The sequence below is a fragment of the Flavobacterium sp. Root420 genome (assembly GCF_001427905.1).
Classification (GTDB): Bacteria; Bacteroidota; Bacteroidia; order Flavobacteriales; family Flavobacteriaceae; genus Flavobacterium.
In genome coordinates this window covers 22,423-39,787 of the sequence record NZ_LMEF01000007.1, presented here as the reverse complement: position 1 = coordinate 39,787, position 17,365 = coordinate 22,423, and the positions used below count along the sequence as shown (strand labels likewise).

Sequence of the window (17,365 nt, the reverse complement as noted above, 5' to 3'; positions counted from 1 at the left end):
TTTGCTAAAATTAAATATTTAAAAAATCCGTTTTTATCCGCGTTTTTACGAAGTAAATCCGTTTCATCCGCGTTCTAATTCTCAACAATAAGAAATGAAGAATTTAAAAAACATATTATTCCTCTTTTGTCTTCTGACAACTTTCATTTCAAATGGGCAGATTGCTGCTGAGCATTTGACTTGTGAGATGACAGAGAACCCATTGGCGGTACAAAAACAACCAAGATTAAGCTGGCAATTGGTTTCGAAAGAATTTAATACATCACAAATCGGGTATCAGATTTTGGTGGCTTCCTCAGAAGAAAAACTGAAAAATGACGATGGTAATATGTGGAACAGCGGAAGAGTAAATTCCAGTAAAAATCTCCATATTTTGTATGGAGGAAGTCCTTTAAAACCCGAAACCAAATATTTCTGGAAAGTTAAAGTATGGAATCAAAAAGGCAAAATTTCTAAATGGAGCAAAACTGCTTCCTTCAGAATTGCTCCGGACGAATCCGACTTAAATCCAATTTGGATCGGAGCAATTACAAAAGCCGATAGTTATTTGCCGGAAGGTAGAAGTTACCATTCTGCAACTTACAATAGAGAGAAAAAGCAAGCGATAATCAATGCTTCGGATTCATTGTCACGTAGAAGTATTATGCTTCGAAAATCATTTACTATTTCTAAAGAAATCAAAGAAGCCGTAGTTTATATTTCCGGATTAGGACATTATGAATTGACACTCAACGGAAAGAAAATTGGCAATAGCGAGTTTGCACCTTTATGGACAGATTACGATAAAACCGTAAATTATAATACTTATGAATTATCGGCAGATGAACTACAAAACGGCGAAAATGTAATTGGCGTTCTTTTAGGAAACGGAATGTACAATACGCTGGCTGAAAGATATACCAAGTTTTTTGTAAGTTTTGGACCTCCGACTTTGTTCTTCAAAATGAAAGTGGTTTATAAAGACGGTTCCGAAGAAATCATAAAATCAGATCAAAGCTGGAAATACAGTAAAAGTCCAATCACGTACAACAGCATTTTTGGAGGTGAGGATTACAACGCCAACTTAGAGCAAAAAAGGTGGAATTCGAAAGGATTTAATGACTCAAACTGGAAATCAATTGTGGTTCAGGAAGCACCAAAAGGAGTTTTGAGAGCCCAAACGGCACCGCCAATTACGATTCAGAAACGCTATGATGTAAAAGAAGTAAAAGAGTTGAAACCCAACTTTTATGTTTTTAATATGGGACAAAACCTTTCGGGATTTCCAACCATAAAAGTAAAAGGGAAAAAGGGACAAACCGTTCGTGTTTGGGTCGGTGAAGGATTAAATGAAGATGGAACAATTGGTCAGGGAAGATCCGGGAAACCCTACTATTACGACTATACTTTAAAAGGAGATCGTGTTGAAGAATGGCAGCCGAAATTCAGTTATTATGGTTTTCAATATGTTCAGATTGAGAATATCAATTACAAAAAAAAGAAAGATAAAAACTTACCAACACTGGTCGATTTAAAATCAAATTTTATTTATAATTCGGCTGGAGAAGCAGGTACTTTTGAATCATCCAATACCATTTTTAATAAAACACATGAGCTGATTAATAATTCCATAAAAAGTAATTTTCAGAGTGTTTTTACCGATTGCCCGCAGCGTGAAAAGTTGGGTTGGCTGGAAGAAATTCACTTAAATGGACCTGGTCTAATGTTCAATTATAATCTGGAAAGTTATATTCCGGCCACAATGCAAAACATCGCAGACGGACAAAGAGAAAACGGTTTGATTCCGACCATAGTTCCGGAATACGTAGTTTTTGGAGGTGATTTTACCGATTCACCGGAATGGGGTGTAACCGGAGTAATTCTACCCTGGATGTATTATGAATATTATGGAGATGCTTCTTTATTGGAAAAATATTATCCGGTAATGAAAAAGTACGTGGATTATTTAGGAACAAAAGCTACCAATCATATTGTATCGCACGGCTTGGGCGATTGGTACGATTACGGAACACACGCTGCGGGATATTCAAAAAACAGTCCGATTGCACTTTCGGCAACTTCACATTATTTTTATGGAGCGAGTTTGGTAGCGAAAGCAGCAAAGCTGTTGAATAAAACAGAAGATATTCAGAAATATGAAACTTTGACTGCTGATATAAAAACGGCCTTCAACAAGGAATTCTTCAATCCGCAAACTAAGAGTTATGGCACAAACAGCCAGTTTAGTAATGCCGTTCCGGTTTATATGGATATTGTAGAACCGCAATACAAAGCGGCAGTAATGCAGAATTTACTAGCAGATATAAAAGCGAAAGGCGACAGATTAACCACAGGTGATGTTGGAAATCGCTATTTGTTTCAGGCCTTAGCTCAAAATGGCGAGAACGAAACGATGTACAAAATGAACAATCATTATGATGCGCCGGGTTATGGTTTTCAGATTAAATTCGGATTAACGACTTTGACGGAACAATGGGATCCGCGAAAAGGAAATTCGTGGAATCATTTTATGATGGGGCAAATTGAAGAATGGTTTTACCAAAGTTTAGCCGGAATTGTTCCGGATAATAAAAAGCCGGGTTTCAAACATTTCTTTATTCAGCCGGAAGTGTTGGGCGATATGACTTTTGTGAAAGCAACCTACAAGTCGATTTACGGAGATATAGCATCGGCCTGGGAAAAGAAAGAGGGGAAATTGATATTGAAAGTCGAGATTCCGGTGAATACTTCAGCAACCATAAAATTGCCTGTTCCGAAAAATACCGAAATAAAAATCAACGGGAAAATAGCTAGAAATTTAGAATTAGGTTCTGGGAAATATACTATTGAATGTGAAATATAGAACGCTGATGACACGGATTCGCTAAAGCGAAGACGCGGATAAAAACGGATTTTTTATTCGTTTTGTCAAAGTTAAAATTGAAAAAATCCGTTTTTATCCGCGTTTTTACAAAGTAAATCCGTGTCATCCGCGTTCAATCTAAGCCTGTCAATACACAATAAAATGATGAAAATTAAAATATACATATTACTATTCTTTGCCGTGACATTTGCAAATGCGCAAATAACTTCTGATGAAAACTTCAGAAAACCGGTTTCAGAAACCCTTAAAAAAATTGAAACAGCTTTTCATGTTACAATCAATGATGACAGAGGTTTATTAAAAGGAAAAGAATTAGACTACGCCGATTGGAGAATCGAACCGGGCAATCTGGCGATTTCTTTAACGAACATTTTAGCTCCTTTTGAATTGATGTACTTCAAACAGCCGGACGGAACTTACATCATCAGAAAATATGAAAACCATAAAGTTTCAGTTGATAAAGGAAGAGAACGTTTAGATTATCTGACGACTTTATATTCGAATGTTTCGGAATGGGAAGCACGTAAAAAAGAAATAAAAGCCTGTATGATTACGTCTTTTGGATTGGATAAAGCACCGCCAATGCCGAAATCAAAACCAATTTTAACGCCAAAAAGGATTTATAAAGATTACAGTATCGAAAATATAGGTTTGGAAATTCTTCCAGGGGTTTATGCTACAGGATCGATTTACAAACCTTATCCGCTGAATAAAAAAGCTCCGGTAATTTTGACTCCAGATGGACATTTTGGAGACGGAAGATACAGGAAAGACGAACAATACCGTTGCGCGATTATGGCGAAAATGGGTGCGATTGTAGTAAGTTATGATTTGTTTGCCTGGGGAGAATCATTGCTTCAGTTTCCAGAAAAAACACATAGAAATAGTATCGCATCAACCGTACAGGTTTTAACCGGAATTCGTTTATTGGATTATTTGTCCACTCAAAAAAATGTTGATATGTCGCGTGTTGGTGTAACAGGAGGTTCTGGCGGTGGATCGCACACCATGTTTTTAGCTGCTTTGGATGATAGAATTACAGTTTCTGCTCCGGTGGTAATGGTTTCTTCTCATTTTTCCGGTGGATGTCCATGTGAAAGCGGTCGCGGAATTCACCTTTGTGGCAACGGAACCAACAATGCTGAAATCTCAGCGATGATGGCGCCAAAACCACAATTGATTGTTTCTGATGGAAAAGACTGGACATTGGCGGTTCCGGAATTGGAATTCCCTTTTATCCAAAGAACCTATGAACTTTACGGCAAAAAAGATTTAGTAGAAAATGCTCATTTTGCCAAAGAAGGACATGATTTCGGCGTTTCAAAACGTATGGCATTGTATCCGTTTATGGCGAAATATTTAGGTTTGGATTTGAACAAAGTCAAAAACGCAAAAGGCGAAATCGACGAATCGACTTGTGTGATTGAACCGTATGACAAATTATATGTTTTTGGCAATAAAGCGGAAAATTTACCTAAAAATGCACTGAAAGATATCGACAAATTATATGAAATGTTTGGCGAGAAGAATAACAAGATTTATGAGGTTAAGAAGTAAGATAAAAAAAAGATAGCCACGAATTCACGAATTATTTTTTAATCTGCGACCATAATAATTTGAGAAATTAAACGCAAAGAATAATTAGAGTCAATTCGTGAATTCGTGGCGAAAAAAAAATATTTATATGAACCTAAGAAAAAAAATAACTGCGATTTGTGTTGGAATTTTTTCGTTTACAGCAACGGCGCAAACCAATAACGAATTAAAACTTTGGTACGATAAACCCGCTGCCATCTGGAACGAAGCTTTGCCTTTAGGGAATGGTCGTTTGGGGGCGATGGTTTTTGGAGATCCGGCGGTGGAACGTTTGCAATTGAACGAAGAAACCATTTGGGCGGGGTCGCCAAATAGCAATGCGCACACCAAATCCATAAAAGCTTTGCCAATTGTTCGTCAATTGATTTTTGATGGAAAATTTGATGAAGCTCAGGAATTGGCGACGCAGGATATTATGTCGCAAACCAATGACGGAATGCCATACCAAACTTTTGGAAGTGTTTATATTTCATTTCCTGGACATCAGAAATATTCAAACTATTACAGAGATTTAGATATTTCAAACGCTACTGCACAAGTAAAATACAGCGTAAACGGAGTAGAATTTACCAGAGAAATTTTGACTGCGTTTTCAGATCAGGTTATTGCCGTGAAATTATCTGCCAGTAAACCGGGACAAATTACCTGCAACGTTTTCATGAACAGTCCGATTGATAAAACGGTTTCGGCTTCAGACGGAGATCAAATTTTGCTTTCAGGAATTGGAACTAATTTCGAAAATCAAAAAGGAAAAGTTAAATTTCAGGGAAGATTAACGGCCAAAAATAAAGGAGGAGAAGTTTCTTCGAGTAACGGAATCATCAGCATCAACAAAGCCGATGAGGTAACACTTTATATTTCGATCGCAACCAATTTCAAAAATTATCAGGATATTTCAGAAGATGAGGTTGCGAAAAGCAAAGGCTTTTTGGCGAAAGCCGAAGCCAAAGATTTCGAAACCATCAAAAAAGATCATATTGCCTATTATCAAAAATTCTTCAACAGGGTTTCTTTTGATTTAGGAATAAATGAAGCGGCAAAGAAACCTACGAACGAACGAATCAGGGATTTCTCAAAACAATTCGACCCGCAACTGGCTTCACTATATTTTCAGTTTGGACGTTATCTTTTAATTTCAAGTTCACAACCGGGCGGACAACCTGCCAATTTACAAGGAATTTGGAATGATATGGTAACACCGCCATGGGACAGTAAATACACGACAAATATAAATGCCGAAATGAATTATTGGCCGGCAGAAGTCACCAATCTTTCAGAAATGCACGAGCCCTTTATTCAAATGGCAAAAGAGTTGAGTGTTACCGGTCATGAAACAGCAAAAATGATGTACAATGCAAACGGATGGGTTTTACATCATAACACCGATATTTGGCGTGTAACGGCCCCCGTAGACAATGCTACTTCAGGAATGTGGCCAACTGGTGGTGCCTGGGTTTCTCAGGATTTATGGGAAAGATATTTGTATACCGGAGATAAAAAATATCTGGCAGAAATTTATCCAATCATGAAAGGAGCAGCGGAGTTCTTTTTAGATTTTATGATTATCGATCCAAATACGGGTTATTTGGTTGTGGTTCCTTCAGTTTCACCTGAAAATACACACGCAGGCGGAACCGGAAAAGCTACAATTGCATCAGGAACGACTATGGACAATCAGCTCGTTTTTGATTTGTTTACACATGTTATCGAAGCATCAAAATTGGTTGCTCCGGATGAAAATTTCAATAAAAAGCTAAATGATGCTTTAGCTAAAATGCCGCCAATGAAAATTGGAAAACACAGTCAGTTACAGGAGTGGCAAACGGATTGGGATAATCCCGAAGACAAACACAGACACGTTTCTCATTTGTACGGTTTGTTTCCGAGTAACCAGATTTCGGCAACCAAAACACCTGAATTATTTGAAGCTGCAAAAAACTCATTAAATTACAGAGGTGACGAATCAACAGGCTGGTCAATGGGATGGAAAGTGTGCTGGTGGTCCAGATTATTAGATGGAAATCATGCTTATAAATTATTACAAGACCAATTGCATTTGGTTACTGCTGAACAAAGAAAAGGCGGAGGGACCTATCCGAATATGTTAGATGCGCACCAGCCTTTTCAAATTGATGGTAACTTTGGTTGTACGGCCGGAATTGCCGAAATGTTGATGCAAAGTCAGGAAGATGCAATCCATTTATTGCCGGCATTGCCAACAGTTTGGAAAGACGGAAGCATTAAAGGTTTGATATCCCGAGGCGGTTTTGTAATCGATATGACGTGGAAAAACAATAAAGTCTCTGAATTGAAAATTTATTCTAAAATTGGAGGAAACTGCCGATTGAAAGTTGAAAATACGTTAACTGCCGGAAAAGGAACTTCTATTAAAAAAGCAAAAGGGAAGAATTCTAATCCATTGTTTTATGATGTGGAAGTGAAGAAACCGATTATTTCAGAGAAAGCGAATCTGAAAAAAGTAGTATTGCCAAAGTATAATGAATATGATGTTCAGATGAAAGCTGGACAGACTTATACTTTTAAGGGGAATTAGGATTATCCTAACAGGTTTTTAAAACCTGTTAGTAAATTAGCAAGTCCAGTTTGTCATTCCGAGGAACGAGGACACGAGCGTTAGCGAACTGGCGAAGCAATCCCCGTTGCTGGATCGACAAAGATTGGCGATTTTGATTATAGAGTTACTTGCGGAGATTCCTCGTTCCTCGGAATGACAAACAAAACGGTGAATAAATTGGCCGTTAAAACACTACAAGGTTTTGGAAACCTTGCAGGAGTGAGAAATCGTAAACGTCTTTTGCGTGAGTGATGGAAGTGGAGCTCTTTTTTTGGGAAGCATTTTGCAGCTTCAAAAAAAAGCGGGAACGGACAGCACGGTTCGCCGCGGCGAAACACGCCCAAACAATGAATTTGAAAATAATAATTTGAATATGTTACATTATCTTAAATACAAAATAATAGCTTTCATAATCCTGATTGCAACTTTAAGCAGTTGCAAATCAGGATCACCACATTCAAAAAGCACAGCAGCAATTTTAAAACAAGAAAATTATAAACATTATGTTGATTATTTCAATACGATGGAAGATGAGAATTTAAAATTCGCCATTCCAAATGATTCTGCTTGGGCGTGGATGGAGAAAAATATTCCGTTGTTTGAATGTCCACAGCAAAATTTTGAGGAGATCTATTATTTCCGTTGGTGGAGTGCGAGAAAGCATATCAAAAAAACACCACAGGGATATGCGATAACAGAGTTTTTGGTAGATCGTTCGTATGCCGATAAATACAATATGATCAGTTGCGCTTTGGGACATCACATTAATGAATTCAGATGGATTCACAATCCGCAATATTTAGAAGAAGACGTTCATTTATGGTTTAGAGGAAATGACGGTAAACCAATGAAAAAGCTTCGTACTTTTAGCAGTTGGACGGCGGATGCTTTGTACAATCGCTATTTGGTAAATAAAGGCGATAAGTTTTTATTAGACATGTATCCCGATTTAGTGGCGGAATATGCAGCCTGGGAAGGTGACAGAAAACGTAAAGACGGATTGTTTTGGCAATTTGATGTAAAAGACGGAATGGAAGAATCGTTGAGCGGCGCCAGAAAATTCAGAAATGCACGACCGACAATCAACAGTTATATGTTTGGAAATGCAACGGCTTTAGCTAAAATAGCGAAGCTAAAAGGTGATGAAAAACAAGAAAGTTATTTTGAAGCTAAAGCCGATACACTTCAGAAATTAGTAGAAACAAAACTTTGGAATCCTAAAAGTGAATTCTTTGAAACGTTTACAGAGAAAGATACTTTGGCGCAGGTGAGAGAAGCCATCGGATTTATTCCGTGGTATTTTAATTTGCCGCAAAAAGACAAAGGTTTTGAAAAGGCCTGGGAACAAATTAAAGATGAAAAAGGATTTTCAGCGCCATTCGGATTAACAACGGCAGAAAGAAGGAGTTCGCGTTTTAGAACTCACGGAACCGGAACCTGCGAATGGGACGGTGCGATTTGGCCTTTTGCGAGCTCACAAACCTTAACTGCTTTAGCAAATGTTTTGAATAATTACGACCAGAATTTTGTGGGTAAACCGGATTATTTCAAACAAATGAATTTATATGTTGAATCACAATATTTCCATGGAAGACCTTATTTGGGCGAATATTTAGATGAAACCACAGGATATTGGTTAATGGGTGAAAGAGAACGCAGCCGTTATTATAATCACTCCACTTTTAATGATTTAGTGATTACAGGTTTGGTAGGTTTACGTCCGAGAGCGGATGAAAAGATAGAAGTGAATCCGTTAATTCCACAGGAAAAATGGGATTGGTTTTGTTTAGATAACGTTTTGTATCACGGCAATATCATTACGATTCTTTGGGATAAAACCGGTGAAAAATATCATAAAGGAAAAGGATTTAGAATTTTTAAAAACGGTAAGGAAATTGCGGTTTCTGAGAAATTGCAGAGATTGGTTTCGGAATAGAGTTTTGCATGCTTCAGAGAAGCATAATATTTATAGCAAATACACATCTGAATGTTAAAAAGCTCCAGCGGAGCGACACATATTGGAAATTATTTCGCCCCGCTGGGGCTTAATGAACCTACTATTATAAAATCTATAAATATATCGTCCCTCTGGGACTTTATATTGATTAAAATAAAATTATGAAAAAGTTTTTTTTACATATTACATGCATCATCGTAACAACGATTTCCTTTTCGGCGAAAGCCCAAAATAAAATCAGCGTTACCAATTTGCAATGCGAAATGCTGAACAATCCGGAAGGAATTGATGTTTTAAAACCAAGACTGAGCTGGCAAATTAATGCAGATGTAAACGATGTAAAACAAACGGCGTATCAAATTTTAGTAGCTTCAACTTTAGGAAACTTAAATGCTAACAATGGCGATTTATGGGATAGCGGAAAAGTTGAAAGTAATGAAGCTGTCAATATTATTTACAAAGGAAAAAAACTCGAAAACAGGCAAGACGCGTTTTGGAAAGTAATTGTCTGGACCAATAAAGGAGAAATAAAATCAAATGAAAGCGCCCATTTCAGCATTGGGATATTAACTTATGCCGACTGGAAATCGACCCGCTGGATTGGTTATGAAAAATTATCGAAAGATGACAGTGTTTCTCAGTACGCAAGATTATCGGCTAGATATTTAAGGAAAGAAATCAATCTTAAAAAACAGGTTAAAAATGCCAAGGTTTATATCATGGGAATGGGCTTGTACGAGCTATACATTAACGGAAATAAAATTGGCGATCAGGTTTTGGCACCCGTTCCTACGGATTATACTAAAAACGTAAAATACAATGTTTTTGATGTGACTTCGCAATTGAAAGAAGGCAAAAATATGTTGGGAACCATTTTAGGAAACGGACGTTTTTTTGCCATGCGACAAGATTACAAACCGTATAAAATAAAATCATTTGGCTTGCCAAAAATGGCTTTGCAGTTGTTTGTTGAATATACAGATGGAAGTCAGGATATTATCAGAACAGATGATACGTGGAAGGTTACGACGGACGGACCCATTTTGTCCAACAACGAATATGACGGAGAAGAATACGATGCCCGCAAGGAGATGAAAGGCTGGAACACAACTAATTTTGATGATAAAAATTGGGTAAATGTCAGATATGTGCAAGAACCTGGTGGGTTTTATGAAGGGCAAATGACGCCTAACATGAAAATAATGGGAGAGGTAAAACCTATTTCTATAAAAGAGACTGCAAAAGGTACCTATATTTTAGATATGGGGCAGAATATGGTGGGCTGGCTGCAATTGAGAGTTAAAGGAAAAAGTGGCGATCAGGTTACAATGAAATTTGCAGAATCTTTACAAGCTGATGGCTCACTTTATATCGCCAATTTGCGCGATGCAAAAACTACGGATGTTTATACTTTAAAAGGCGAAGGCGAAGAAATTTGGGAACCGAGATTTGTATATCACGGATTCCGTTTTGTAGAAATTTCAGGATTTCCAACAAAACCAACTGTAGATAATTTTGTTGGAAAAGTGGTTTATGATGACATGAAAACAACCGGAACTTTCGAATCTTCAGACGCGATAATGAACCAGATTTTCAAAAATGCCTATTGGGGAATCAGAGGAAATTACAAAGGAATGCCAATTGATTGTCCGCAGCGAAACGAGCGTCAGCCTTGGTTGGGAGACCGAACAACCGGAGCTTATGGAGAAAGTTTTATATTCGATAATCAGACTTTGTATGCCAAATGGCTGGATGATATAAAAAATGCACAAACCCAAGATGGAGGATTACCAGATGTAGCGCCAGCATTTTGGCGTTATTATGGCGATAATGTAACCTGGCCGGGAACTTATATTACGGTTGCCGATATGTTGTACCAACAATTTGCAGATCAGGAAGTGATTAAAAAACAATATCCAAACATGAAAAAATGGATGCTGTATATGGAAGAAAATTACCTGGTAAACGATTTGATGGATAAGGATAAATACGGCGATTGGTGCGTGCCGCCTGAATCGTTAGAATTAATTCGTTCGAAAGATCCGGCTCGCTTAACAGATGGCGGATTGATTTCAAGTGCCTTTTATTATCAGTTATTGGGAATTATGAAAAAGTTTGCCAAAATCGCTAATGCGGATACTGATATCGAACATTATACTGATTTATCAGAAAGAATCAGTAAAGCTTTCAATGCAAAATATTTAAATGCAGCAACGAATACGTACGCCAATAATACGGTTACAGCAAATGTATTGCCGTTGGCTTTCGGACTAGTTCCTGAAAATTTAAAAGAAAAGGTTTTTCAGAATATGGTGCAAGAAGTTGAGGTAACGAAAAACGGTCATATCAGTACGGGTGTAATCGGAACTCAATTTTTGATGCGAACGCTGACCAATTTTGGAAGAGGAGATTTGGCGTACAAACTGGCATCCAATAAAACCTATCCAAGCTGGGGTTATATGGTAGAAAACGGAGCGACTACGATTTGGGAATTATGGAACGGAAATACAGCAGATCCAACTATGAACTCTCAAAATCACGTAATGCTTTTAGGCGATTTATTGATTTGGTATTACGAAAATATGGCCGGAATCAAAAGTAATCCTGAAACTCCGGGTTTCAAACAAATTATTATGAAACCTGATTTTGAGGCAGGATTAACTTACGTAAACGCGTCTTATGAATCCATTCACGGACTGATAAAAAGCAACTGGAAGAAAAGTAAAAACAATTTGCAATGGAATATCACTATTCCGGCGAACACTTCGGCTTTGGTTTATTTGCCAACAAACAATATTTCAGATGTTGCCTTAAATGGTAAAAAAATAACTAGTGAAACTTATAAAATCGAAGGAGCTAAACCTGTTTTGACATTGCCGTCAGGTGCTTATAATGTAAGTGTAAAGCGTTAATTTTAGTATTTCGGGACAGTACAGGATACATCTTTAATTTTTTAGTGTCATTTTTACACTTAATAAATATTTTTGTGCGAAAAATTAAGAGTACTGCATAAAAATTCAAAAAAATAATCCAAAATAAAATTAGGAATGAAGATCATAAAGTTAACTTTTGTCTTATTCGGTTTATTGCTTTTAGGAAGTTGTAAATCTGCTTTAGAAAAAAAGACCTGGAAAGAAGGAATTTTAGTTGATGAATTTATCTATGATAAAGCGCCTTATCCGTCTTGTCACGCTGCCACAATTGTGGAGGCTACAAACGGAGATTTAGTAGCTTCATGGTTTGGAGGAACAAAAGAAAGACATCCTGACGTTTGTATTTATGTAAGCAGAAAACCAAAAGGAAGCGACAAATGGACTGAAGGTATAAATGTTGCCGATGGTGTGATGAAAGACGGACCGAGATTACCAACATGGAATCCGGTTTTATATCAGATTCCGGGTGGCGATTTAATGCTTTTCTACAAAATCGGACCAAAACCATCGGAGTGGTGGGGTGTGATCAGAACTTCATCTGATAATGGAAAAACATGGTCTGAGGCTAAGAATATGCCTAGTAAAGATTTCTTGGGGCCAATCAAAAACAAACCGGTTTTATTAAGCAACGGAACTTTATTATGTCCGTCAAGTATTGAAGGCGATGGTTGGAGATTGCGAATGGAAACTTCTCCTGATTTCGGAAAAACATGGGTTTTAGGAGATACTTTATCAAGAGGAAAAAACAAAATCAATGCGATTCAGCCAAGTATTCTTTTCCATAAAGACGGAAGTATTCAGGCAATTGGAAGAACGAGAAACAGAGCAATCTTTAGCACATTCTCAAAAGATAACGGAAAAACATGGTCAGATATCGAGTTAATCGGTTTGCCAAATAACAATTCAGGAACCGATGCCGTGACACTTAAAAATGGAAAACATTTGTTGGTTTACAATCACGTATTGCCTCCGGGAACGGAAGCAAAAGGGCCGAGAACGCCATTAAATGTTTCAATTTCTGATGACGGAATTCACTGGAAAGCGGCTCTGGTTTTAGAAGATTCAAAAATCAGTCAATACTCCTATCCATCGATGATTCAGAGTTCAGATGGAATGGTGCATATCGTTTATACCTGGAGAAGAGAAAAAATCAAATACGTAAAGGTTGATCCAAGTAAATTAAAAGCATTCCCAATTAAAAATGGAATCTGGCCTGGAGACGAAAACAAAACCGTAACGGCTGTTAAGGCTGAAGAGGAATAAATAAAAAGTTTGCCACCGATTAAATGATTAAAATGATTTTTTAATTCTAGTTAAATCTCCAAAATCTGCTAAATCTGCGAGAGTCAATTTTTTCACGCAGATTTAGCAGATTTAGCAGATTTTTTTAATCATTTAATCTGTGGCAAAAAAAACTTAATAACTATGAATTTAGCTCATTTCAAGAAAAGCATTATTATCGTAATCTTAGCAGTTTTTTCCTGTTCATTCAATAGTTGCGCAACAGCTCAATCATCAAAAAACAAACAACAATATAAAGTTGCGGTTTGTGACTGGATGATTTTAAAAAGGCAAAAATTAGGTGCTTTTGGTTTGGCAAGCGAAATCAAAGCCGACGGAATAGAACTGGACATGGGAGGTTTAGGAAAAAGACCAACTTTTGATAGTAAATTAGGAGATCCGGTTGAAAGACAAAAGTTCCTGGATAAATCCAAAGAGTTGCATGTGGGAATCAGTTCTATTGCCATGTCCGGATTCTATGCACAGTCTTTTGCGAAAAGAGAAACCATCGAACCCATGATTAATGATTGCGTAAAAGCAATGAAAGACATGAAAGTAAAAGTGGCGTATCTTCCGTTGGGAACAGAAAGTGATTTGGTTAAAAATCCGGAATTGCGTCCGATTGTTATTGAAAGACTAAAATGGGCAGGAAAACAAGTAGGTAAAATTGGCGGAGTTATCGCCATTGAAACTTCACTGAATGCTACTGAAGAGAAAAAACTTTTAGAAGAAATTGGTTCTAAACATATCAAAAGCTCTTTCAATTTTGCCAATGCCGCAGATAACGGAAGAGATATAGTTTCGGAATTAAAAATATTAGGCAAAAAACATCTGGCACAAATTCACGCTTCAAACACCGATAAAGTTTGGCTGGAAAATGACACGATGATCAATATGCCGGAAATTAAAAAGACGCTGGACGAAATGAAATGGAGCGGCTGGCTAATTGTGGAGCGCTCCAGAGATGTAACACAAGTGCATAATGTAAAAGTCAATTATGGTGCAAACGTAGCCTACTTAAAAAAGATTTTTCAGAATTAATAAATTCAAATAAAAGTGCTGAATATGTAAAAGTTAAACAGTACAAGTTCACACTTTAAAAAAAATCTGCTAGATCTGCTAAATCTGCGAGAAAAAAAATAACTCTCGCAGATTGAGTGGATTAGGCAGATTTTAATCGCTTTTTTTGTCATCCCGAGGGACGAGGGATCCCAATCGTAACTCGACAAAGAGTGGCGAGTTTCTAGTTTGATTTGTCCTTCGTACTGACATACTTGTTGAATAAAATTACAATACAATGAAATACATCACCTTATTTTTTTTATGTTTTTACGCCACTTTCGCAACAGCGCAAAATATCACTATTGTTAGTGATTCAAAATCGCCAAGAGCTCAGTTTGGAGCTGAAAAATTATCTGAAATCGCATCAGCTAAAGGATTCAAAGTAATTGCTGAAGATAAAATAGCTAAAAACTCAAAAGATAAAGTCATTGTAATTGGCGAAAAAGGAACTGATTTTTGGAATCAAAATTCGAAGTCTGCCAAAATCGATGATAGCAAATTAACTAAGAAAGAAGGGTTCCAGATCCGTACGCAAAAAAATATTATTTATATCGAAGGAACTGACGCAAGCGGTGCTTTATACGGCGCAATGGAATTGGCAGACCGTATTAAAAGTTCAGGACAACTTCCGTCAGAAATTAATATTAATGACAGTCCTGAAATGGTGTTGAGAGGAGCCTGTATCGGAATGCAAAAGACGACTTATCTTCCGGGAAGGGACGTTTACGAATATCCGTATACGCCTGAAACTTTTCCGTGGTTTTATGATAAAAAGCTTTGGATAAAGTATCTGGATATGATGGTCGATAACAGAATGAATTCCTTGTATTTATGGAACGGACATCCATTCGCTTCCTTGGTGAAATTGAAAGAATATCCTTTTGCTGTTGAGGTAAGCGACGAAGATTTTAAAAAGAACGAAGAAGTCTATAAATTCCTTACTGTAGAAGCCAACAAAAGAGGGATCTGGGTCATTCAGATGTTCTACAATATTATCGTTTCGAAACCTTTTGCGGAGCATTATAATATCAAAACACAAGATCGTTCACGTCCAATTACGCCCTTACTTTCTGATTATACCAGAAAATCAATTGCGGCTTTTATCGAAAAATACCCAAATGTGGGATTGATGGTTTGCTTGGGAGAAGCCATTAATACGGTGGATGATGATGTGGAATGGTTTACCAAAACGATTATTCCGGGTGTTCAGGATGGTTTGAAAGCATTAGGAAGAACAGACGAACCGCCAATTATTTTGCGTTCGCATGATACCGATGGACCTTTGGTGATGGAAAAATCGCTTCCACTTTACAAAAACTTATATACAGAAAGTAAATATACCGGAGAATCCTTGACTACTTACACTCCAGGCGGACCTTGGGGAGAAACGCACAAACAGCTAAGTGCTTTAAAATCGATTCATATTGAGAATGTCCACATTCTGGCCAATCTGGAACCTTTCAGATACGGTTCGCCAGATTTTATTCAGAAAACCGTAAAGGCAATGCACAGCGTGCACGGTGCAAATGCGCTGCATTTATATCCCCAGGCATCGTATTGGGATTGGCCGTATTCTGCAGATAAAACAAAAACGGGAGAACGATTATTAGAAATGGATCGCGACTGGATTTGGTACAAAGCCTGGGCAAGATATGCGTGGGACAGTAAAAGAGACCGAAAGGAAGAAATTAAATTTTGGGATAAAGATTTAGCGGCGAAATACGGAACAGATACAGAAGCAGCCAATAATATTCAAAAGGCGTACGATGAATCCGGAGAAATTGCTCCAAAAACATTAAGACGTTTCGGAATTACAGAAGGAAACCGTCAGACTTTACTTTTGGGAATGTTCGAAAGTCAGTTGGTAAATCCGGCAAAATGGCGTGTTTATCCTGGTTTCCATGAATCTTGTGGTCCGGTTGGTGAATTGCTTTTGGAATATTCTAAAAAAGAGTGGAATCACGAACCACATGTGGGTGAACTTCCAACGCAGATTATTGCCGAAATCACGGAACACGGAAGACTGGCTGTGGAAGCAATTGACAAAGCAGAATCAAAAGTAACAAAAGACAAAGACGAATTTTTACGTCTTAAAAACGATATGCATTGCTATAAAGCTTTCGCCGATTTCTTTTCAGAAAAGGTAAAAGCGGCCTTATTGGTTTTAAGATACAGTTACTCAAATGATATCTCAGATTTGGATAAAGCACTTCCGCATTTGGAGAAAAGCATCACCTATTATGAAACTTTAGTAAATTTAACAAAAGATAGTTATCTGTACGCCAATAGTATGCAGACTGCTCAACGCCGAATTCCGATTGGCGGCGATGACGGAAACAACAAAACATGGGCAGAATTATTGCCGCATTACGAAAGAGAATTGGTTAATTTTAAACGAAATCTGGAATTGCTGAAAGCATCAAAAGACGGTAAAATTGCAACCAAAGAAGGAAAACCATGGCAAACTGCAGAAGTAACTTTATTAAGTGACAGTAAAGGAACTTATGCCGTAAAAAATGGTACAAAAGTTTACGGAACGCCAATTTCAGAATTGACTAAAATAGCGCCTGAATTGCAAAATTTAAAAGGAATTGCATTTGAGGAAACCGCACAAAACGAAAAAGGAACGCATTTGAAATTCAAAAACACGAAACCCGTAAAATTGGTTGTAGGTTATTTCAATTCAGATCAAAAAAGATTCCTGTTTCCGCCAAGTTTAGAAACAGATGCAGCCGGAAATGCTTACGGTCAGGCCGAAGTGATTTTGGCAAGTGCCATGAATCTTAAAGAATTGCCTCGTGTAAATATTCACACTTATACTTTTCAACCGGGAGAAAATGAATTGAATTTAGGAAAAGGTAGAGTGTTGATATTAGGATTTATAGACGCCAACCAAACGATCACGCCGCGCGATGTGGGCTATATTGATGCAGGAGAAAAAGGAGCGATTGACTGGTTGTTTTATTAATAAGAATGATTTGGGCGTGCCCCTCCGGGTCGGGCTTTCGGCTATATCTTTTATTCCGCTGAAGCTACATAAAAGGATACCGCCTCAATCCCTCACGCGAACTCGTTGTTAATTTAGAAGAGACAGGTTT

8 protein-coding genes are annotated in these 17,365 nt (G+C 37.5%); all 8 read left to right on the top strand.

The features are described 5' to 3' along the window. The first annotated feature begins 94 nt into the window (after positions 1-94). A complete protein-coding gene (locus tag ASC72_RS06170; RefSeq protein WP_056188435.1) occupies positions 95-2,842 on the top strand; it encodes a glycoside hydrolase family 78 protein in 2,748 nt (915 codons plus the stop codon). A gap of 162 nt (positions 2,843-3,004) precedes the next feature. After that, positions 3,005-4,420 (top strand): S9 family peptidase, encoded by a 1,416-nt coding sequence (locus tag ASC72_RS06165; RefSeq protein WP_056188431.1) that lies wholly within the window; start codon positions 3,005-3,007, stop codon positions 4,418-4,420. Positions 4,421-4,547: 127 nt separating this feature from the next. Further along, positions 4,548-7,013: a glycoside hydrolase N-terminal domain-containing protein gene (locus ASC72_RS06160; RefSeq protein WP_056188535.1), complete on the top strand. Its 2,466-nt coding sequence runs from the start codon at positions 4,548-4,550 to the stop codon at positions 7,011-7,013. A 265-nt stretch (positions 7,014-7,278) separates the two neighbouring features. Then, positions 7,279-8,970 carry a glycosyl hydrolase family 65 protein gene (locus ASC72_RS06155; RefSeq protein WP_241775649.1) on the top strand — a complete coding sequence of 564 codons (1,692 nt, stop codon included), beginning with the start codon at positions 7,279-7,281 and terminating at the stop codon, positions 8,968-8,970. A 182-nt stretch (positions 8,971-9,152) separates the two neighbouring features. Further along, complete coding sequence (locus ASC72_RS06150; RefSeq protein ID WP_056188428.1) at positions 9,153-11,903, top strand: glycoside hydrolase family 78 protein; 2,751 nt, start codon at positions 9,153-9,155, stop codon at positions 11,901-11,903. A 135-nt stretch (positions 11,904-12,038) separates the two neighbouring features. Next, the gene (locus tag ASC72_RS06145) at positions 12,039-13,187 is read left to right on the top strand and encodes an exo-alpha-sialidase (RefSeq protein ID WP_056188425.1); all 1,149 of its coding nucleotides are present in this window, start codon (positions 12,039-12,041) and stop codon (positions 13,185-13,187) included. 162 nt (positions 13,188-13,349) lie between these two features. Further along, positions 13,350-14,246 carry a sugar phosphate isomerase/epimerase gene (locus tag ASC72_RS06140; RefSeq protein ID WP_056188422.1) on the top strand — a complete coding sequence of 299 codons (897 nt, stop codon included), beginning with the start codon at positions 13,350-13,352 and terminating at the stop codon, positions 14,244-14,246. Between the two features lie 256 nt (positions 14,247-14,502). Next, the gene (locus ASC72_RS06135; RefSeq protein ID WP_056188419.1) at positions 14,503-17,235 is read left to right on the top strand and encodes a glycoside hydrolase family 20 zincin-like fold domain-containing protein; all 2,733 of its coding nucleotides are present in this window, start codon (positions 14,503-14,505) and stop codon (positions 17,233-17,235) included. Positions 17,236-17,365: the final 130 nt, after the last annotated feature.